General features: G+C 72.7%; 14 protein-coding genes and 1 pseudogene. 4 read left to right on the top strand and 11 right to left on the bottom strand.

Features of this window, described 5'->3' with window-relative positions:
- Window positions 1-52: 52 nt before the first annotated feature.
- Together ACFW47_RS32020 and ACFW47_RS32015 are read left to right on the top strand one after the other, a co-directional pair.
- Window positions 53-607 (top strand): hydrolase, encoded by a 555-nt coding sequence (locus ACFW47_RS32020; RefSeq protein WP_386287990.1) that lies wholly within the window; start codon window positions 53-55, stop codon window positions 605-607.
- Between the two features lie 52 nt (window positions 608-659).
- Window positions 660-1590, top strand: a pseudogene (locus ACFW47_RS32015) (IS701 family transposase); the annotation flags it as partial.
- Window positions 1591-1701: 111 nt separating this feature from the next.
- Here ACFW47_RS32015 and ACFW47_RS32010 read toward each other — a convergent pair.
- Together ACFW47_RS32010 and ACFW47_RS32005 are read right to left on the bottom strand one after the other, a co-directional pair.
- Window positions 1702-3285 carry an acyl-CoA carboxylase subunit beta gene (locus ACFW47_RS32010; RefSeq protein ID WP_386307883.1) on the bottom strand — a complete coding sequence of 528 codons (1584 nt, stop codon included), beginning with the start codon at window positions 3283-3285 and terminating at the stop codon, window positions 1702-1704.
- A gap of 119 nt (window positions 3286-3404) precedes the next feature.
- A complete protein-coding gene (locus ACFW47_RS32005; protein ID WP_386307881.1) occupies window positions 3405-3593 on the bottom strand; it encodes an acyl-CoA carboxylase epsilon subunit in 189 nt (62 codons plus the stop codon).
- Between the two features lie 416 nt (window positions 3594-4009).
- Here ACFW47_RS32005 and ACFW47_RS32000 point away from each other — a divergent pair, with 416 nt between their 5' ends.
- Window positions 4010-4945: a ScbA/BarX family gamma-butyrolactone biosynthesis protein gene (locus ACFW47_RS32000; RefSeq protein WP_386287998.1), complete on the top strand. Its 936-nt coding sequence runs from the start codon at window positions 4010-4012 to the stop codon at window positions 4943-4945.
- A gap of 312 nt (window positions 4946-5257) precedes the next feature.
- On the opposite strand, the gene ACFW47_RS31995 is transcribed toward ACFW47_RS32000, so the two are convergent.
- Window positions 5258-6496, bottom strand: a complete 1239-nt coding sequence (locus tag ACFW47_RS31995; RefSeq protein WP_386307879.1) for a helix-turn-helix domain-containing protein — start codon at window positions 6494-6496, stop codon at window positions 5258-5260.
- Window positions 6497-6801: 305 nt separating this feature from the next.
- On the bottom strand, window positions 6802-8013 hold the full coding sequence (locus tag ACFW47_RS31990; protein ID WP_386288000.1) for an aminotransferase class V-fold PLP-dependent enzyme: 1212 nt from the start codon (window positions 8011-8013) through the stop codon (window positions 6802-6804).
- Window positions 8014-8468: 455 nt separating this feature from the next.
- On the opposite strand from ACFW47_RS31990, the gene ACFW47_RS31985 reads away from it, so the two are divergent.
- Complete coding sequence (locus tag ACFW47_RS31985) at window positions 8469-8687, top strand: hypothetical protein (protein ID WP_386288002.1); 219 nt, start codon at window positions 8469-8471, stop codon at window positions 8685-8687.
- 625 nt (window positions 8688-9312) lie between these two features.
- On the opposite strand, the gene ACFW47_RS31980 is transcribed toward ACFW47_RS31985, so the two are convergent.
- The 7 genes from ACFW47_RS31980 to ACFW47_RS31950 all read right to left on the bottom strand — a co-directional run bounded on the left by ACFW47_RS31980 (window position 9313) and on the right by ACFW47_RS31950 (window position 17891).
- Window positions 9313-10008, bottom strand: a complete 696-nt coding sequence (locus tag ACFW47_RS31980) for an acyltransferase domain-containing protein (RefSeq protein ID WP_386307877.1) — start codon at window positions 10006-10008, stop codon at window positions 9313-9315.
- A 67-nt stretch (window positions 10009-10075) separates the two neighbouring features.
- A complete protein-coding gene (locus ACFW47_RS31975) occupies window positions 10076-10897 on the bottom strand; it encodes a BTAD domain-containing putative transcriptional regulator (protein WP_386307875.1) in 822 nt (273 codons plus the stop codon).
- Window positions 10898-11090: 193 nt separating this feature from the next.
- Complete coding sequence (locus ACFW47_RS31970; protein ID WP_386288008.1) at window positions 11091-11930, bottom strand: 4'-phosphopantetheinyl transferase family protein; 840 nt, start codon at window positions 11928-11930, stop codon at window positions 11091-11093.
- Window positions 11927-13786: a beta-ketoacyl synthase N-terminal-like domain-containing protein gene (locus tag ACFW47_RS31965; protein WP_386307873.1), complete on the bottom strand. Its 1860-nt coding sequence runs from the start codon at window positions 13784-13786 to the stop codon at window positions 11927-11929. Before ACFW47_RS31965 ends, ACFW47_RS31970 begins: the two co-directional genes overlap by 4 nt.
- Before the next feature lie 22 nt (window positions 13787-13808).
- Entirely contained in the window at window positions 13809-14549 is a 741-nt protein-coding gene (locus tag ACFW47_RS31960; RefSeq protein ID WP_386307872.1) for an acyl carrier protein, read from the bottom strand.
- Window positions 14550-14603: 54 nt separating this feature from the next.
- Window positions 14604-15461, bottom strand: a complete 858-nt coding sequence (locus tag ACFW47_RS31955) for a BTAD domain-containing putative transcriptional regulator (RefSeq protein ID WP_386288014.1) — start codon at window positions 15459-15461, stop codon at window positions 14604-14606.
- A 390-nt stretch (window positions 15462-15851) separates the two neighbouring features.
- A complete protein-coding gene (locus ACFW47_RS31950; protein WP_386307870.1) occupies window positions 15852-17891 on the bottom strand; it encodes a condensation domain-containing protein in 2040 nt (679 codons plus the stop codon).
- Window positions 17892-17922: the final 31 nt, after the last annotated feature.

Genomic DNA, 17922 nt, shown 5'->3' with positions numbered 1-17922 from the left:
TCCATCGCCTCACCACTCCACCACTCCTCACGAAACGGATCGGTTGCGGAACATGCTGGTAAGCGCAGACAAGGCCTCGGTCGTCCTCTTCGACATGCAGCTGGAGCTCGTCCCACTGCTGCTGGAGGGCACCCAACTACTGCACAACACCTGCTGGACGGCGGAGGTGGCGCGGGAGTTCGAGCTCCCGGTGCTGCTCACCGAGCACAAGAAGCTGGGCGGTCTCTCCCTGTCGCTGCACGAGGCGGCCGAGGGCGCGACCCGGCTGGAGAAGGAGCATTTCGACCTGCTGCGCGAGCAGCCCATCGCCGACTACGTGGCGGCCTCCGACCGGGACCAGTACGTGCTGGCCGGTGCGGAGACCCACGTGGTCGTCCTCCAGTCGGCGCTCAGCCTGCTGGAGCAGGGCAAGACGGTGTTCGTGCTGGCCGACACCGTCTCCGCCCGCAACCAGGCGGACCACGAGCTGGGTCTGGACCGGCTGCGCCGGCTCGGGGTGCACCTGATCACGCGGGAGATGTTCTTCTTCGAGCTGATCCGCAACTCCGAGGACGCCCGCTACCTTGACCTGGCCAAGAAGTACCTGGACGGCCGCTACATCCGATAGCAGGGCTCCGTCAGGTCTGTCTCGGGGTCCTGCTCGGGGGCATGCCGAGGGTGTGGACGCACAGGAAGTGAACGGTGCTCGGGCGACGTTGGCGTTGTTCGTGGCTGGCGTGTCCTCGTCTGCGACGCGCAAGGATCAGCGGGCGAAGGGCACCTGCCGTCTGCGTGGCTGTTGCCGGACGGACGGCGGAAGTCGATCCAGTCGATGACGGAACGGCTGCCGGGCGGCAACGAGCAGAACCTGCGGCGGTTCGTGACCCAGCCGACGTGGGATCCGGTGCCTGTGCGGCGGCGGATCGCGGAGCGGATGGTGCCGCAGAGCGGCCCGGATGCCCGGCGGTCGATGACGTGTCCTTCCCAAGGACGGCCGGATGCCGGTGGCGGTCGCCCATCAGTACTGCGGTGCACTGGGCGCACAGGCCAACTGCCAGGTCGCGGTGAGCGTGCACGCGGTCCCCGACACCGCCTCCTGTCCGCTGCAGTGGCGGTTGTTCGTGCGTGAGGAGTGGTCGGACGATGCCGTGCGGCGGCAGAAGGCCGGGACACCGCCAAAGGCCGGGCGCCGGAAGAAGCGGCGCCCGGCCCTGGCCACCCTCGACGAGCTGGCGGGGTGGGGTCCGGGGCCGCCGGTGATGGTGGCCGACGCCGGCTACGGGCAGAACGCCGACTTCCGCGACGGCCTCAACCCGCGGGGCATCGGCTGTGTCGTGGCCATTCGTTCGAACGTGACGGTCCACCCGCACGACGCCCGGCCCACCCGCCCCGGCGTGGTCCGGCAACGGCCGCGGGCCGCAGCCCCGCTACCGCGACAAGCCGTCCTCGCCGGCCGCCATGGCAGCCGGTCATGGACGACAGGCCTTCACCGCAGTGACCTGGTGTGCAGGCTCACGCGGGCCGATGCGCTCGCATTTCCTGGCACTGCGTTTGCGGCCGGCCGGCATCCGAGCTCGCCGTCCGGCCCAGGCCGCCGCCACCGCCGAGCACGGCCACAGCCGCTCGCTCCGCTCGGCCATCATGCCTCCTGGCTCCGGATGCCACCGGCCCGCGAGGGCGGAGCCCGTTTTCCCGACGCTGCTCTGTCGGGCCGGTTTCACGCTACTGCGGTGGGTTGCCGTGCTTGCGGGACGGCAGGTCGGCGTGCTTGGTGCGCAGCATCGTCAGGCAGTCGACGAGGACGACGCGGGTGTCGGCGGGGTCGATGACGTCGTCGACCAGGCCCCGTTCGGCCGCGTAATAGGGGTGCATCAGCTCGGCCTTGTACTCCTTGACCATGCGGGCCCGCATCGCCTCGGGGTCATCCGCCCCCGCGATCTGCCGCCGGAAGATCACGTTGGCCGCGCCCTCCGCGCCCATCACCGCGATCTCGTTGGTGGGCCAGGCGAATGTGAGGTCGGCTCCGATGGACTGCGAGTCCATCACGATGTACGCACCTCCGTATGCTTTGCGCAGGATCAGCGAGATCCTCGGCACCGTCGCGTTGCAGTACGCGTACAGCAGCTTCGCCCCGTGCCGGATGATCCCGCCGTGCTCCTGATCGACACCCGGCAGGAACCCGGGCACGTCCAGTAGCGTCACGATCGGAATATTGAAAGCGTCGCACATCTGCACGAATCGGGCGGCCTTCTCGCTCGCCTCGATGTCCAGCACCCCGGCCAGCGACTGCGGCTGATTCGCCACGATCCCCACCACCCGGCCGTCCAGTCGCGCCAGCGCGCAGATGATGTTGCGCGCCCACCGCTCATGGACCTCGAGGTACTCGCCGTCGTCGACGATCTCCTCGATCACCTTCGCCATGTCGTACGGACGGTTCCCCTCCGTCGGCACGAGGTCCAGCAGCACGTCGCACCGCCGGTCCGCCGGGTCGTCCGACGCCACCACAGGCGGGTCCTCCCGGTTGTTCCGCGGCAGCAACGACAGCAGGTAGCGCACCTCCGCGAAGCACGTCTCCTCGTCGTCATACGCGAAATGACACACACCGCTGGTCCCGGCGTGCACATCCGCACCCCCCAGACCGTTCTGCGTGATCTCTTCACCCGTGACAGCCTTCACCACATCGGGCCCCGTGATGAACATCTGCGACATGTCCCGCACCATGAACACGAAATCGGTGAGGGCGGGACTGTAGGCGGCGCCACCGGCGCATGGCCCCAACATCACGCTGATCTGCGGGATCACTCCCGACGCCTTCGCGTTGCGCTGGAAAATCCCCCCGTACCCGGCCAGCGCCGAGACACCCTCCTGGATACGGGCTCCGGCACCGTCGTTCAACGACACCAGCGGCGCGCCCGCCGCGATCGCCATGTCCATGATCTTGTGGATCTTCGCGGCGTGCGCCTCGCCCAGCGCGCCGCCGAAGATCCGGAAATCGTGCGCATAGACGAAGACCGTACGACCCTCGACCGTCCCCCACCCCGTGATCACACCGTCCGTGTAGGGCCTCTTGGCCTCCAGGCCGAACCCGGCCGCCCGATGCCGCCGCAACTGCTCGACCTCGCGGAACGATCCCTCGTCCAGCAACAGCCCGATCCGCTCCCTGGCCGTCAGCTTGCCCTTCGCGTGCTGCGCCTCGGTCGCCCCGCCACCCGGCCCGCGCAGAGCCCGCTCGCGAAGGGCGCTCAGCTCCGCCACACGTCCGCCCGCCTCGCTCCCCGGCCGTGTCGGCGCCGGGGCAGTCACCATGCCAGCCATATCAGTCCCGTCCCTTCCTGGGACAAGTCCGAAGGAGGGCTCGCCCCGGGGCCACAGAGAGCCATAACAAAACCGTACATGCGGTTTACGATGCGGCAAGCTCCGCCACGTCAGCGCCAGCTACCGGGCGCCGTATAGCTGTTGACCGGCCTCCACCAGCCCAGGCCCGCCGGCGCGGGCGCCTCGGCCGTCATCCGGCCGATCCTGGCGCGTGCGAGCAGCACGGCGGCCACGGCGGCCAGTTCCACCTCGTCGGCCCGGCCGCGCTCCACCCGGAGCACCGCTTCGGTGTTCTCCATCCGACCAACCCCTCCCTCGACTTCAGGACAGCGTCGAACAGCCCGCTAGGAAGTTGCTAAGGAAGCACTCGAGAACCAGAAAGGCCCACCGGAGCCCGGACCGGGGCCGCGCCCGAAGAGGACCTCGCGACAGCGCCCGCCGACCTCCGCCCGCTGGAGCGAGCGACCACGCGGAGAGCGCCCGCATCGGGGCACGAAAGCCGCGGCGGGCAGGGAGGACCCGCCCATTTCCGGAAAGGCCAATTCCGGTCTCTCGTGTCCGGCGGGGCCCTAGAAATAAAACCGGGTGGTATGTATCTTTGCTCGCGATCTCTCGCTCACGTGCCAACCAAACGCGATCCAGGGGGAATCCCGTGTTCACCACAACGCTTCGCAGCGACCACGCGATAGCCGACTCGACACACCGCGGGGGCGGCATGACGGCGCACAAAGGTGCCGGCTCCCTGCTGCGCTATCCGGGCCTGACGACCACCGTGCCCAAGGAGTTCGTACACCGCGCCAGCGTCGCCGAGGTGGTGCTCACGGACTGGGCGCGCCAGGACGATCTCCACTTCACCGTATCGGCGCAGTGGCCGCGCGGACACAGCTTCTTCGCCCATGTCGACGGCTGCCACGACCCACTGATCGCGGCTGAATCGATTCGCCAGATCGGGTCCCTGCTCGCGCACGCGGAGTTCGGCGTGCCGCTCGGCCACCACTTCCTGATGTGGGACCTGTCGGTCGCCGTCCACCCCGCCCACATGTCGGTCGACTGGGCGCCCGCCTCACTGGACATGGAGGTCACCTGCCGGGACGTCAAGAGGCGCGGCGGCGCTCTCGCCGGCCTCCGCTACGACGTCGTGATCCGCCGCGACGGTGAATGTGCCGCCACCGGAAGTGCGGCTTTCACCTGCACCTCCCCCAAGGTCTACGGGCGGCTGCGGGCGGGCCGGCTGACGGGCGAGCGCACACCGCTGGCGCTGACCGCCCCGACGGCGCCGCAGACCGTCGGCCGGGTCTCGCCCACGGACGTCGTCCTGTCGGCCACCGCCGAACAGGACGTGTGGCAGCTGCGCGCGGACACCCGCCACCCCGTGCTCTTCGACCACCCCGTCGACCATGTGCCGGGGATGCTCCTCCTTGAGGCCACCCGGCAGGCGGCGCTCGCCGCAGTGGACCGTCCTCACGCCCTGCCGCTGGCCTTCACCAGCGAGTTCGTCCGGTACGCGGAACTGGACGCCCCCTGCCGGATCGAGGCCCTCCGCCTCCCGCGCACGAGCACGGCCCTCGGCGACCAGGTGCTGGTGACGGGGCGCCAGGAGGACGAGCTCGTCTTCACTTCAACGGTCACCATGTCCGACCCCACCACCTGACCCACCACTCGCCCCCCTGGCGGCCCGGGTGTCCCGGCGCCGGGGCACCCTCGAAGCCGTACTGGAGACCCCGGCCGGGGTTGCCCGGTCGCTGTCGCGCGCACGTCGGGCGGCGGCGTGGGGAGGGCTCGGGCGGCCTCGCGGCGCCGCCGGGCCGCGTCCGGCCGGGACGCCCGGAAGAAGGGCCGTCCGGTGACGGGAAGGCGGCGCCGCGCGGGCGCCGAGCCGGGCCGCGGGTCCGACACCGAGTCCGCCCGGGGGGCCGCCGGCGGCGGACCGTGCGCCGGGGCCGGGCGGTCGCCACCCGGGGATTCAGAGCCCGGACGCGGCGGGGCCCCACTTCGCGGCGGACTCGGCCAGGGACTCGGCGAGGATGCGCCAGATGTCCGCGGCCAGGTCGATGTTGGCGTCGGCCTGGGCCTGTTCAGCCAGGGCGCGCAGACCTTGGACGCTGCTGTGGTCACCGGAGCGGATGCGCAGCTGGTGGCGCAGGATGTCGAGCCGTGTCCGGTCCCGGTAGGTCATCATGGACTGTGCCTGGGCGAGTTCGCCGAGCAGGAGGCGGGCGTCGTCGTACCGGGCGGTGAGGAAGGCGAGGTCGGCCTTGAGCGCGGTCAGCTCCTGGCGCAGGCCGGGCGTCCCGACGAAGGCGAGCGCCGACTCGGCCGCCGCCGCACACCGCTCGGCGGCCTCGGGGTCCGGGGGTCGCTTCTGCAGGTGCAGCCGGCCGGTCGCGGTCCTGAGCCTGAGCCACAGCACGAGGTCCTCACCGCTGTCGAACTTCTCCAGCGCCTCCTCCAGACGAGCCTGCGCGGCGGCGTGGTCGCCCTGCCGGACCAGCACCGCCGCCGCGGTCCACATCGCCTCGGCCCACACCGCGTCCGACCGGCCCGCGACCAACTCGACCAGCTCGTCCGCGTGGGCCCGGGCGTCGGGTATCCGGCCCGCCTCGGCCTCCACGGAGACCAGGGCCAGCAGCACCGCCGCACGGTCGTCCGCCTCCAGGCGGCCGTCCTCCTGGGCGAGACGGTGAGCGGTCGTCGCGGCGTCGCGGGCGTCGGCGATCTCGCCGAGCGAGCGCAGGCAACGGGCGTACCGGGTCAGCCCGCGCACCCGCAGTGCGGTCAGCCCGACCTGGTCGCCGAGCCGTACCAGCTCCTCCAGGTAGCCGCGTTCGCCGGTGTGGTCGCCCTCGACGCGCCGCTGCCGGGCCAGGTGCCACAGAGCCTGCCAGCGCAGCACCGGCGTCTCGTGCCCCTCGGCGGCGAGGGTCTCGCGGAGGGTTTCGATCGCCGCGTCGGAGCCGGTGGAGGTGGCCAGGGTGAGCGCGTGGGCGAGCGAACCGCCCGCGGGTTCCTCGAAGTCCGCCGGTTCCAGGCCGAGCCGTCCGGCGAGGTGGGCGACGGCCCGTTCGGTGGGTTGACGGGCACCGGACTCCAGCCGGGAGAGGTACCCGGTGGACATGCCGTCACCCGTCAGCGCGGTCTGGGACAGCCCGCGCGCCTGGCGCAGTTTCCGGAGACGACGGCCGAAAGCCGGCTGCTGCAGCATGTGACCATCCTTGAGGTCGGGCGGGCGGTGGTGGCCGCGAGGCAGAAGTGGCAAGCCGTCCGAAGCCGCGACGAGCCTAGGGCGCGGGGCAACAGCCGGGCAATGTTTTGCCAGGCGCCCTGGCACGGTCTCGTGCGGACCTCACGTATGTCTCGTGCGCTTCTCGAGCGGCCCCCCGCGCGGTCGGCCGGAGCGTCTCGGCAGACGGAGGAGGCGGCACCGCGGGGCCGGCGTGTCACGGAAGGCCGTGCCGGCACCGGCGAGCGCATTCCCGGCCGCCGGTCCAGCCTCTCGCCCGCCGTGCTTCAGGCCGTGCCGTCCGGCACCGGGTCAGACACCAGCGCCAGGTGCCGGCGCCCTGCCGTACGCCGCTGCGGACGCGGCAGGCGTACCGCCGGAGCCGCGACATCCTCGGCCGCCGGAGCGGACACGGCGCAGAGGCCCGTCGACACCGGAGCGGGCACCGCCCGGACGGCCGTCGACAGGGTGCGGCGCCCCCGCCCGTTCAGAACCTCCCCAAGCGCCTCCGTCAACCGGGCGATGTCCTCGTGCGAGTTGTCGTGGTGGACGGAGACGCGCACGGCCGCCGTGACTCCGCGCCCGGGCAGGTACAGCGGGGTCTCCTGCGCGACGGTCTTGCCGACGGTGACTTTGCGGGCGGCGAGTTCCCGGCGCAGCAGTCCGGCGGGCACCTCGGCGTGCCGGAAGGTGACAATGCCGGACTGGACCCGTCCGGGTGCGATCAGCTCGGCGCCGGGCGTCTCGTCCACGGCGGCGAGCAGTCCAGCGGCGAGGTCGCCGGCAGGAACGGCCGTCCCCGGCTCGGCCAGGGCCGCGTTCAGCGCGACGACGCGCGCGCCCTCCGGCGGGACCAGGGGGGCCACGCCGTACGGGGCCAGTGCCTGCAGCAACTCAGGCGCCGCATAGGCGAACCCGACCGACTCCGGGCCCCGCAGGAAACGCCAGCCGTCCCCGGTGAGCAGCTGGCAGCCGATACGTCCCACGTCCACGGGGAGCTGACCGACTGCGTACGCGACGTCGACGGCGTAGAGACACCGGTACGGGGCGAGGATGCGGCCGATGTCCTCCACCGGGGTGACGATGCCGCAGCCCGCCGGGACGTGTGCCACCGACACCAGGGCGACGTCGTCTTCGATGTGCGCCGCCATCCACTCCAGGTCCAGGTCGCCGTCCGGGCGCAGCGGTACGACCTCCAGCCGGCAACGGACGCGGTCGCGCAGGGCGGACAGGACGGTCAGGTTGGCGACGCCCTCGTAGGGCGTCGTCCAGATCCGGTCGCCCGGACCGAGCGGGAGTCGAGGGACCAGGGCGGCGAACGCGTCCGCCGCGCTCGTGGAGAGAACGGTGGCGCCGGCCGGCGTTCCCAGCAGGTCGGCCAGGCGCTCGTCCAGTGCGCGGCGCACGACGTGATGGACGTGCTCGTCCACCTCGTGCGGACCGTGGAGGTCCTCGTGCCGCGTCCACTCGGTGAGTTCCGCGCGTGCGGCGACCGGCATCCGGCCCAGGCCGGCGGTATTCAGGTGAGCCCTTCGGTCACGGTCACCGTGAGGCATCGCGTTCACTTCCGCCCCCGATCAATGGGCAATTCAGTTCCGGTTGCTTGGCAATAAATTGCCAGCCTTCGGGGCGGGTTGCCAACGCCGACTCCAGCGGCGCTCTAGCTGCGAGGGCCGCCGGCCGGGTGCGGCGAGGGCTTTTCCAGGTGCGTCCCGCAGAGATTTCCCAGTATTGCCAGACCATTTCTCATGCTGCCAAGACTGAGCGTTCCTCCTGTTCAGGCGCGTTTCCCCAGCGACAACAGGGCACCTTCCCCCCTGACGGAGGAGAGCCCCGACGCCCTTCTCGAGCGTGCGTCGACCGGTTCCCGAGCAATTCCCGAGACGTTCTTGCCAATCTCTTTGGCAGAAGGTTGCCATGCATCGAAGACGGAATTGACACCGAGGAGCCAGCCATGAAGCGTATCGCCGCCACCATGATCGCCGCCGCCACCGTGCTCTCCATGGCCGGCATCGCCACCGCGAGCGACATCGGCTGGCCCGTCGCCCCCGAGAGCCCCTCCGCCACCACCGCGAGCGACATCGGCTGGCCCGCTCCCCCCAGCACCGCCACCGCCGCGAGCGACATCGGCTGGCCCGCCGCCCCCGAGAGCCCCTCCGCCGGCATCGCCTGAGCCGTCGTCGGCCCACCGGGCGACCGGACCGCGCCCACCGATACGCCCCCGTCGGCCACCGGCCGTCTACGGGGGTTTCGGTCGTTCCGGAGGCGGTGGCATCCGCGCACGCAGGGCTCTCATCCGTTCCTCGAGCGGTCCTCCAGCAGATCCGGCCACCATTTCCAGGGCCCTACGTCGACAGCGCCTGCGCGCTGTCCTGTTTCCGCCCGGGAGTTGCCCATGAAGCATCCGGTTCCTGCACGGCGCGCCCCCAGGAGCGGATGCGTACCACGGGGGCCGAACCGGGACGTGCTGTCCGACGACGACATCGGCTGGCCCAAGAGGTGACTCATGACCACGGCATTCCCGTCCCGCGCGCACGAGGACCTGCTCGGGCTCGCGGGGGACGACGTACCGCGCTGCGGGGAGGTCTCCGGTGACCGGGGCCACCGCCTCCGTTCCCTCGCTCGCTCGCCGAGTCGGCCCCGGCCGTCCGGTCGGCCCTGACTCTCTCGCGCGTGCGTCCACGCGGATACGCGAGCGCGGCACGCCCCCCGACGGCTGACCGCCGACCGTCCGTGCGGCCCGCCCCCGCAGAGGTGGCCGGGGGAGCGGCCGTCCCCCTGATTCGGTGTCCCCGCTCTCAGGCCGCTTCCAGCACTCGCCGGAGCAAGGCGTGCACCTCGGCGCGGTGGCGGGCCCACCACAGCCCCTCCCAGTCGACGCGCGAACCGGAGAGCTGCAGACGCGCCATGTCGGCCAACAGCACTGGTACCTCGCCGACCGAGCCGGCCGTCTCCGCGTTCTCCTGCGGGCCCGGCCCGCAGGCCAGCACCCGCCGGAAGCCCGCAGCGCGCAGCGCCGACAGGCCCTCCGCGTCGTCGCGTCCGGGGCCGAGGCGGCTCATCACGATGTTCCGCGCGGCCTTCTGCAGGCCCAGGTCTCCCACCACGTGCGCGGCGGCCAGAGCACCGGGGCCGGCTCCTGCCACCGCGCCGATACGCACTCCCCAGTCCTGCCACGTCCGGTACAGCGCCACCTGGTAGGCGAACAGCGCGGCCCGGCCGAAGTCCGTACGGTCGAGCAGCCCGGCGTCGGCGCCGCGCTCGGGCGCGAAGACCGCCGCCGCCAGGGGCAGGGGCAAACGCACGTCGAGCGCCCGGCACCCGGTGTCGAACTCTGCGCGGAAGGCGGGGAACGCTCCGTACAGGGACCGCACCATGGCGGGACGCACCCGCCGTCCGGTGACGAACAGCACCGCCGTCTCGCCCTCGCCCGCCACCAGCACCGGCGTACGCCCTGTGCCGGCCGGCCCGTTCCGGCCGCGGCCTGGGGTCATGGCTCCGCCTCCTCCCGTGCGTCGGCGGCCGGAGGCCGCGGCTGCCGCACCTGGTCCACGGGTCCGCTCAGGCGGCGAACAGGTCGAAGGTGGAGGTGTTGCGCGGCCCCGCCAGGACGTCGAGCTGGGGGTCGACGGACAGCACGGCATGGTGCATGCGCTGCAGTCGCGGGGAGGGCTCGACCCCGAGTTCGTCGATGAGCCGCATCCGCAGTCGGCGGTAGACCTCCAGCGCGGAGGTCTGCCGGCCCGACCGGTACAGCGCCACCATGGCCTGCGCGTGCAGCCCCTCGTGCTGAGGATGACGGGCCGTCAACTCCATGAGTTCTACTGTGAGTTCCGCGTGCCGGCCCAGCCGGAGATCGGCGTCTATGCGCCGCTCGACGGTGACCAGACGGCTCTCCCGCAGCCGCATCACCTCGATGTCGAGCACGGGTCCGACCTTCACATCCACCAGGGGCGCACCGCTCCACAGGTCCAGGGCGGCGCGGAAGCGGGCGGCGGAGACCTCGTTGTCCCCGGCCTCGAAGGCGGTCCGTCCTTCGCGCACCAGCTTCTCGTACTGGTGGACGTCGACGCAGTCGCCGTCGATCTGCAGCAGGTAGCCGCCGTGCCGGGTGGCGAGCACGTCCTTGGCGCCCGCCGGTGACCCGGGCCCCATCGCCGTGCCGAGTCTTCTGCGCAATTGCAGTATGTACGTCTGCAGGGTCGTGAGCGCGCTCGCCGGGGGCGCGGTGCCCCACAACTCCTCCATGAGGGTGGGAATGGGCAGGACTCGTCCCGGGTGCAGCGACAGAAGCGCCAGCACCTGCCGCGGCTTCCCGGCCGTCGGAACGATCGAGTCCCCGTTGACCTCGGCGCTCAACGGACCCAGGATTTGAATCTTCACGGTGTCCTCCGCTCGTCGAGTCCTCTGTCCAGTCCCTTTCCATGGCCAGAAAACTGCGTCATGAGCACGCTAACCGGGTCCGTGCCCCGCAGCGCTTTTCTGCAGTCGCCCTCTAGCCGAGCTCCACGCACGGTGTGGCGCCGAGCAACTGGAACAGCCCGTCCCGGGGCAACGGTCCGTCTCTGTCCGCGTGTCACACGGCCGGGCCCACCGGTTGGGGCAGCGGGAAGTCCTGCAGGGCCGCACGGTTCCACGGGAAGCCGTGATGGAGCTGAAGCACGGCCGGCTGTCCGTCGCCGGCCGGTACCGCGACCGCGACCAGGACGCCGGGCACCGGCTCCAGTTCTACGAAGCGCCACCGCCCGAACCGGTCCTGTGCCGGCGGCCGGAAGGCGGTCACACCTCGGTCGTCGGCCAGGGTGAAGGCGAACTCGTCGAAGGGCAGGCCGAGTCCGAGGCCGAGCGCCTTGGAGTACGCCTCCTTCAGCGTCCACAGCCGCAGCACCCGCCGGTCGCGGAGGTGTCCCGGCGCCGCCTTCGCCACCCATTCCTGCTCCTCGGGTGCGAAGGTGTCCTTGATGGTGTCGATGCCGCGCGTGTCCCGGTCGAGCCCCTCGACATCCACGCCGATACGGTTCCGGCGGACGATACCGAGCAGGTTGTAGCCGCCGGCGTGCGAGAGGTTGAAGTCGAGGTGGCTTCCGCCGCGTGGCAGTCCGCCCGGCACCGGCCGCAGGAAGGGACGCCCGCGCTGCGAGCGCCACATGGCCAGCTCGTCCTCGGCCAGTCCGGCCTCCAGTGCCAGCGCCCGCCGGACGAGGATGTGCGCGACGAGGTACTGCCGCCGGTCCCGCTCGAACAGGAACTTGCCCGCCGTCTGCCGTTCCTGCTCGTCCAGCCAGTGCGCGGCGAGCAAGTCCCTGAGGGCAGGCGCCAGGTCGTCGTTGGGGCACAGCCACAGCTTGACGGGCGCGGCCTGCTCCGGGGGCGGGGCCTTGCCGGGAAAGAGGGTCCCGGTTTCGAGAAGGGTCATGACGTCTTCGGTCCGTCCGTCGTCGGAGGCCCGACCCCCCGCAGCGGCCGGCGCAGCATCGCGGTCGTGGGGAGCGGCAACACCGGCACCGCACCGGCCGTGTCGGCGGCGGTCACGTCCGCCCCGGCCAACCACAGCCGCGCCAGGGCATCGAGCCGACGCCCCCGCCACAGTGCCGCCAGGTACGCACGGGTCTCGGGAAGGCCGTGGGACAGCACGCCGGGCCCTTGGGCGCCGCGCAGATCGGCGTACCGCACACCCCTGCGCGGATCACCGGTCGCGGCGCTGCCCGGATCGTCGGCGAACGCCCTGAGCGCGGCGGCGAGCTCTCCGGTGTCCCGCGCGACGACGGCGAGACGGCAGTCCATCACGGCCCGGCCCGTCCTGAGTTCACGCGCCAGTGCGGCGAGTTCCCGCGCGCCGTCCGGTACGCCGTCCTGAACTCCGTCCGCCGGGAGCGACCGGTCGGCGAACCGCCGGGCCGTGGCGGCGAGGTGCTCCGGTGTCGGCGCGGACAGCAACACCAGCTCCTCGGACGCCGCGGCCGGCCCCGCGGGGCGCTGCCCCGGCCGAAGCCGCGGCGGCTCCTCGAGGAGCACGTGGACGGCCGCGGTGCCGGCCGTCGCGCGCACGGAGACGGCGGCGCGGCGCGGCAGTTCGCGTCCCGACTCGTCGTACGGCTGTACCCACGGCACAGCCGGGGAGCCGCCGGGGGCGGGCAGCGGCGTGCCGTGGCGCAGTTGCAGCACCGCCCGCACCAGGGCGACCAGTCCGGTCACCGCACCGGTGTCGCCTGCCGCCGCGGCCGCGGTGGCCCCGGTCTCCCGCACCGTGACACCGACCGCTTCGCCGTCCGCCGCTTCGACACCCGCCGCGGCCATTGCCCGGCGGGCCAGCCGGGCGTCGGCGGTGGCCGGCGCACGGCGTCCGGTGTGGGCGACAGCTGTCCCCCGGACGACCGCGTGGATGGTGTCGCCGGCGGCCCGGGCGGCAGCGAGCGGTCGGAGCAGTACGGCCCCCACGCCCTCGCCGCTTCCCGCGTGCCGGCGGGAAGGATCGAGCCGCAGGTCGACGGCGCCGACCAGGGCGGCGGCGCACTCCCCGTCGCGTAGGGCGGACAGCGCCTGGTGCAGGGCGACGAGGAAGGAAGCCTCGCCGCTGCCGACGCAGTGGCCGGGCCCCCGTAGGTCCAGCAGGGCGGAGAGACGGGCGGGCAGCCCCGCGCAGCAGCCGGCCGACGGCACGGGAGGCGGACCGGCGGCGGGTGAGGTGTGCGCGACGGGGCCGTGGGCGACGTAGAGGCCGACGCTGCGGGGTTCGCCGTCCGCCGCGGTGAGTGTGCCGAGGCGGGCGCCGGTGCAGCCGGCTGTCTCCAGTGTCTGCCAGACGACTTCGAGCAGGACCCGCTCCTGCGGGTCCATCAGCGCGGCATCCTGCGGCGTCAGCCCGAAGAAGACGGCGTCGAACTCGTCGACGCCCCCGAGGAAACGCCCCGGCCGGCGCTCGTCAGCACCGTCCGGGTCCCTCTCGCCGGCGACCGGCGCCTCCTGCCCGGCGCCGTGTCCGCCCAGCATTGCGGTGCGCCAGAAGGCGTCCAGGCCGTCCGCGTCCGGGAAGCGTCCGTGCACGGCCGAGATGGCGTACCCGTCCGCCGGGGCCGGGAGTCCGCCGCCCGCCGGCGCGGTCGTCAGGGCAGGCGCCGACGGGGGCTGGGACACGGCGGCACGCGACTCGGTCACCGCCGTCGTGAGGGGCGCGTCCCCCGCCGCGGGAGCCGCACCGGTCAAGAGGGCCGCCGCCTGCTCACGGCCCAGGACACCGTTCTTGAAGCGGGTCAGGATGTCCCTGTGGTCCATGGTCTCCACGTGCCGTCCCCGTTCAGGCCGGCCGCGGCGTCAGCAGGGTGACCGCTTCGTCGACCGTGAGCATGTCGTCGCGCACCGCGTCGAGGAGCGCGCCCACCTCGTCCTTGGTGAGGTCGCTCCGCACCGCGTCCGGTGCAAAGCCCGTCCCGGCGAGGCCCCCGGACCCCGCTGCGCCCGGCGCCGTACCGACGATGTACTCGGCCATGGCCGCGAGACTGGGGTGGTCCCGGAGCGTGACGGGCCGCTTGGTGAGGCCGTACGCCCGGTTGACCGCGGCCACGAACTCGGCGGCCAGGACCGAGTCGAGTCCGAGCAGCGGGAAGGCCGTATCCGGGTCGAGTTCGAGGGGGTCGCAGTGGAGCGTCGCCGCCAAGTGACCGCGCAGCTCCTCCAGGACGGCGTCCGCGCCGGGCCCGGCGGAGGCGTCGACGCGGATCTTCGAGGCAGTCGGCACACGGCCCTGCGGCGCTGCCGGGACGCCGGCCGCGGCGATGTGGCGGGCGAGGTCGGCGGGGGCCGGGTGGTCGTAGAGCGCTGCCGCGGTGATGCCGGTGCCGAAGCGGGCGTTGACGGCGGCCACGAGCTCGGCGGCGAAAATGGAGTCGACGCCCAGTGCCTGGAAGCGCTGCCGCGGGTCGATCCGGCCGGGTTCGACGTCCAGCGTGTCCGCCAGCACGGCCGTCAGCCCGGCGAGGACGTCGCCCACGGAACCGTCGGGGTGCGGTGGCGGGGCGGTCTGCGGCTGGCTGGTCAAGGCGTGCGCCTCCTGTTCGATGCCGGTCTCCCGGGAAGGGACGGGTGGTGCGGATCAGCCAGCCGGGGCCAGGCTGTGCTCCGGCGGGGACTGCGGGGAGCGCCCCGGCACCACCGGTACGGGAATACCGTCCTGGGTGGCAGCCAGGATCGCGTGCTGAAGGCGGCGCAGCCGCGGGGAAGGCTCGATCCCGAGATCACGCACGAGCCTGGTGCGCAGCCTCTGGTAGACACCGAGCGCCTCGCCACGGCGGCCCGAGCGATGCAGGGCCACCATGAACTGTGCGTGCAGGTTCTCGTGAGTACTGTAACGGCTCGTCAGCACGGTGAGTTCGGCCAGCAGTTCCCGGTCGCGGCCGAGCCTGAGCCCGGCCTCGATGCGCTGTTCGAGGGCGCACAGGCGGCTCTCGTCGAGCCGTGCGGCCTCCACGGTCAGCTGCGGTCCCTTCGACACGTCCGCGAAGGCCGTTCCGTTCCAGAGCTTCAGCGCGGCGCCCAGCAGACGGGAGGCGCCGGTGAAGTCGCCCGCGTCCATGGCCCGGTAGCCCTGACCGGCCAGCTGATCGAATTCCCGTACGTCGCTGGTGCCGCCGTTGCAGTCCAGCAGGTACCCCCCGGGCAGGGTGATCAGCACGTCCTTGGCGGTACGGGGCTGCTCGCCCTCCCGGGCTGGGCCCTTCACCAGGGCTGCGGCGATGAGTTCGCGCAGTTGCAGGACGTAGGTCTGCAGGGTGGTGCGGGCACTGCGCGGCGGCCGGCCCGACCACAGTTCCTCGACGAGCGAGTCGACCGGGACGATCCGGTCGGCGTGCAGGGCCAGCAGGGCCAGGACCTGGCGGGGCTTCGGCGCGGTGGGGGCGACGGACACCCCGCTCTCCCTCACATCCAGTGCGCCCAGTACGTCGATGTCCACGCCGTCTCCCTCGTTCGCGTGCGCTGCGGGCCCCTCGATTAAAAAACAGCACACGCGGTCTGTCAATAACAAACCGCATGAGCCGTTTTTATGTCCCATGCGAGCATCACTACTGACGCCGGGAGACCTCTATGGCGAGCCCGTTCAAGCAGGATCGCCACCGTTTGCCGCTCCGCCCTCAACGGACTCCCCTTCAAGCGCCTCTCGGGCTCCAGTGAACCAGACCACTCGGACGGTTTATTGGACCTTGAAGAGACCTGATGGCCTGTTATTGGGGGGCAAGCGCCCGTTCGCCGCCCGTGGCCCCACCGCCCGGAGCCCTCCGGTGGCCGCTCGGTCTCCTGCTCTGACCTACACCCACCGCCACGGAAGGCCGCAGCCCGCGCGAGGTCACCCGCTACGCGCGCGGACGGACTCCAGGGCCCGCAGAAGCGCGCGGGCGCTCTCTGCGGCGTCGCCGGTACCCGTCATGATCACGGTCGTCGGCCCGCCCGCCCGGTACGAGGCCTCGCGGGCGATTTCGTAGGCGGACCGGCCGGCGGGCCCGCACCCGCACAGCACCAGCCTGCGTCCGGCGCCCGGCGGTTCCGGCAGACCGGAGGAAGGGGGCACGCCGGCGTCGTCGAGGGACAGGGACACGATGCGTTCCGGACCGTCGTACTCGCTGAGCAGCAGGTCGTAGACGCCGGGCGGCACCCCCGGGACCACGACCAGGCCGATGACGTCCGCCTGCGGTTCCCCGGCGCGCAGCACCGCCAGGGTGCAGCCGCGCGACCCGGGCTCCTGCCGCGTCGACGGCGGTACCCCGCCCACCCGTAGCAGGTCGAGGACCTGGGCCACGGTGACCCGCTCGTCGTGGTGGTCCGGCAGCAGGCGCAGCAGGCGCATGCACTGCGACAGCGTCCAGGAGGCGTCGGTGTCGGACAGGCCGGCCCGGTCGTGGGTGGCGGTCAGCGTCAGCCCGCCCTGGCTGTCGTGCTGCGCGACGAGGGTCACCGGCAGACTCGTGTCGCTGCTCACACTCTGCGGTACGTCCACGAGGATGCCCTGCGCCCGCAGCTCCGTCCGCAACTCCCCGGGCAGTTCGGGCCGGGCGTCGAAGCGGACGAGCGTGTCGGTGAGGCGGTCGCCGGGGGCCCGGCCGCTCCACTCCCGGATCAGGTCGCCGCTGACCCAGGGGTAGGCGCTCAGGTCGAGCGCCTCGTCGCGCACCTGCCGCAGCAGTTCCACCAGGGGGGCGGTGGGGTCGACCGTGACGGTCACCGGCAGCGGGTCCCCCAGCAGCCCGGGCATGTCGGCCGCGCCCCGCAGCATGAGGTCGCGGCCGGAGAGGTGTATGCCGAAGCTCACCGGGGCCGGGCCGGACACCCCCGCCGCCCGGTACAGCAGCAGCACCCACGCCGCGTGCAGGGCGCTGCTCTCGCCGGCGCCCCGGGCCGCGGCCCAGGCGCGCAGACGTGCGGTCTGGCGGGGAAGCAGCCGGCGCTGGATGCGTCCGGAGCCGCTGTCGCGGGCGTGTCCGCCGGGCCGGCCGGGGCTCACCACGGCGTCCGGGGGCGGGGCGGCGGTGATCCAGAACCGCCGTGCGACGTCGGTGTCCTGGCCCCGGAGCCATTCCACGTGGTCGCGGAGGTCGGGCCGCCGTTCGCCGCCCGGTAGGACGCCGTCGGCGAGGTAGGCCCGGTAGAACTGCCGCACCAGCAGCTGGGCGCCGCGCTCGTCGAGCAGGGCCTGGGGGTAGCTCAGCAGGATGCGGGTCGGGGCGCGGCCGGCCGCGCCGTGCTCCGGCGGGCCGTCGAGCAGGGTCACGCGTAGAAGTCCCGGACGGTGCAGGGCGAATCCCCTCACCCGGTCGCGCCGCAGGAGATCGTTCCAGGCCACGGTGGTGTGGCGGTGGTGGACGACCTCGACGGCCGCTCTCTCGTGCAGGACCAGCCGGGGGGCGCCGGCCCAGTCGAAAGAGGCGCGCAGGACGCCCTCGCGATCGGTGACGGACTGCCAGGCCGCGGTGAACCGGCCGACGTCCAGCGGGCCGGTCCAGGTCCAGTGGAGCTGCTCGATGTGGCGGCCGGCCGCGCCGGGCCGGTTCACGGTGGCGAGCAGCAGCTCCCGCTGGTGCCCCGTCACCGGGACGGCGCCCGAGCAGGGGGGCTGCAGCAGGTCGGACAGCAGCTCTGCGGTGACCGGCACCGGTTCCGGGCCCGCCGCCGTGTCGGCCGGGCTCAGCCGCATCAGGTAGCGGCCCGCCTCCTCCTCCAGGGCGACGGAGTACGTGCGGTGCCGGGTGGCGATCCTGGCCGCGACCGCCTCGGCCTGGGCCGTGCCGAGCCGTCCGCACAGCTCGAAGACCAGTGCGTGGCCCGGTACCGCGCCGCCCGGCTCGTGGACCACGGCGAGTACGGGCGCGGTGTGCGCCTCATGGCTGCTCATCCGCTGTCCCGGACGCCTGGACCCACCGTCG

Origin of the sequence: Streptomyces sp. NPDC058796, assembly GCF_042745235.1 — a bacterium.
In the GTDB taxonomy this organism is placed as follows: Bacteria; Actinomycetota; Actinomycetes; order Streptomycetales; family Streptomycetaceae; genus Streptomyces.
The sequence above is the reverse complement of the archived record's forward strand: the minus strand, read 5'-3'. Positions and strand labels throughout refer to the sequence as shown.

Bases quoted from the DNA above. Each gene is read 5' to 3' on its own strand.
- ACFW47_RS31970 (WP_386288008.1), bottom strand. From the start codon at position 11,930: ATGACCCTTCTCGAAACCGGGACCCTCTTTCCCGGCAAGGCCCCGCCC.
- ACFW47_RS32005 (WP_386307881.1), bottom strand. From the start codon at position 3,593: ATGGAGAACACCGAAGCGGTGCTCCGGGTGGAGCGCGGCCGGGCCGAC.
- ACFW47_RS32010 (WP_386307883.1), bottom strand. From the start codon at position 3,285: ATGGTGACTGCCCCGGCGCCGACACGGCCGGGGAGCGAGGCGGGCGGA.
- ACFW47_RS32000 (WP_386287998.1), top strand. From the start codon at position 4,010: ATGACGGCGCACAAAGGTGCCGGCTCCCTGCTGCGCTATCCGGGCCTG.
- ACFW47_RS32020 (WP_386287990.1), top strand. From the start codon at position 53: ATGCTGGTAAGCGCAGACAAGGCCTCGGTCGTCCTCTTCGACATGCAG.
- ACFW47_RS31985 (WP_386288002.1), top strand. From the start codon at position 8,469: ATGAAGCGTATCGCCGCCACCATGATCGCCGCCGCCACCGTGCTCTCC.
- ACFW47_RS31950 (WP_386307870.1), bottom strand. From the start codon at position 17,891: ATGAGCAGCCATGAGGCGCACACCGCGCCCGTACTCGCCGTGGTCCAC.
- ACFW47_RS31990 (WP_386288000.1), bottom strand. From the start codon at position 8,013: ATGCCGGTCGCCGCACGCGCGGAACTCACCGAGTGGACGCGGCACGAG.
- ACFW47_RS31980 (WP_386307877.1), bottom strand. From the start codon at position 10,008: ATGACCCCAGGCCGCGGCCGGAACGGGCCGGCCGGCACAGGGCGTACG.
- ACFW47_RS31965 (WP_386307873.1), bottom strand. From the start codon at position 13,786: ATGGACCACAGGGACATCCTGACCCGCTTCAAGAACGGTGTCCTGGGC.
- ACFW47_RS31995 (WP_386307879.1), bottom strand. From the start codon at position 6,496: ATGCTGCAGCAGCCGGCTTTCGGCCGTCGTCTCCGGAAACTGCGCCAG.